We start from the raw sequence: 1,407 nt of genomic DNA, 5'->3' as shown, positions 1-1,407 counted from the left end.
GGATTTCAGATATATTTTTAAGTGTAGAAGATATTGTTACCATGGTCAAGCGCAGGTAATATCATTACATTAAAGAATAAATAAGTATTTATTGTGATGATATTACTTTTTGGCCATAACTGGATTATTTTACTGTGCCTCATCATGTACATTATATATATATAATTATGAGCAATAAATTCATATATTATGGTCATGAATATAAAGTTAGTGACCACGATTAATTGCTACTTATATATACAATATGCGCGATAAACACCCTATCCACACCACCCTCAGCACGGATGTAATGAGGATACTTGAGCGTTACGAGAAGGAGCTCGGAACTAAGAATGCTGTGCTTGAACGCGCTCTACTCGGCATGGACAAGCTCAGGTTCAAAGAGAAGATAGACATTCAAAATGTCAGCAGGATCATCAAAAGAGTAAAAACCGGTGTTCCCGGCTTTGACGGGCTTGTTGAAGGGGGCATACCCGAAGGCTTTGTCGTGGTTGTAACAGGTCCGCCTGGTACTGGAAAGACCACATTCTCACTGCAGTTTTTGCTTGAAGGCGTAAAGAACGGCGAACGATGTATTTTCTTTTCTTTCGAGGAAATGGTGGACCAGCTTGTAAAGCAGACCCTTCGTTTCGGATGGGATATCGGAAAGTATATCGATAAAGGATATCTTGAGATCTTCGGGTTCAGCAGGTTTTCAACAGAGGAGATAATTGAAATCATTAATATAAAGAATTCGATGATTTCGATTTTATGGGCGATGCTGTCATTTTTCTCGATAAGAGGCAGACGCATGATCTGGATCCATACCCGACCCATTTTATTCAGATCCAAAAAATGAGATTGACAAAAGTCAATGAAATGCCCACCTCGTTCATTTTTACAAATCATGGAATGACGCTCATGAGTACCATGGATCTGGAAAAAAAACTTGCGGATTCATCCAAGGCTCAGACACAGGTAGATGGGACCATGGGGTGAGATCTCATGTATTTTCACCAAAGTGCTGGGCTGCTATTGTGAGATCTGCAATATCCACAGCGCCGTCCATATTCACATCATAGCGAGGATAAGGCGGGACAACAATTTCATTGAAATGCTGTTCGATGATAGTCAAATCTTCGATATCTACGATTCCGTCCTCATTGACGTCGTAGCGCGGATAGGCTTGGGGTGCATCTATAGATACATCTCCATTTATCAAATCCAACGGAATCGCAACCCCACCGGGATCGCTGATTTTCACATTGGAGAGATCAATTCCGGATGCGCCCGATGAACCGATTGCAGTAGCGTTGATAATGATGAATGTGCCTGGAGTCGATACATTTGAGTGCCCGAGGACAGCTTCGGTGATATTTTCGATCGAACCCAGAGAATTATTTATTGTGCCATTATTGAAGAACGTAC

General features: G+C 41.4%; 3 protein-coding genes. 2 read left to right on the top strand and 1 reads right to left on the bottom strand.

Going from position 1 to position 1,407, the window contains the following annotated elements; all coding sequences use genetic code 11:
* The first annotated feature begins 244 nt into the window (after positions 1 to 244).
* Positions 245 to 838, top strand: a complete 594-nt coding sequence (locus tag O8C65_00015) for an AAA family ATPase (protein ID MCZ7355300.1) — start codon at positions 245 to 247, stop codon at positions 836 to 838.
* Entirely contained in the window at positions 835 to 978 is a 144-nt protein-coding gene (locus tag O8C65_00010) for a hypothetical protein (protein MCZ7355299.1), read from the top strand. The genes O8C65_00015 and O8C65_00010 overlap by 4 nt, the downstream gene beginning before the upstream one ends.
* Positions 979 to 982: 4 nt before the next feature.
* Here the strand turns inward: O8C65_00010 and O8C65_00005 are convergent.
* Positions 983 to 1,407 (bottom strand): dockerin type I domain-containing protein (locus tag O8C65_00005; protein MCZ7355298.1); only part of this gene is annotated, 425 nt, incomplete at its 5' end.

The organism is Candidatus Methanoperedens sp. (assembly GCA_027460535.1).
Lineage (GTDB): Archaea > Halobacteriota > Methanosarcinia > Methanosarcinales > Methanoperedenaceae > Methanoperedens.
This window is presented reverse-complemented; position numbering and strand designations above follow the sequence as displayed.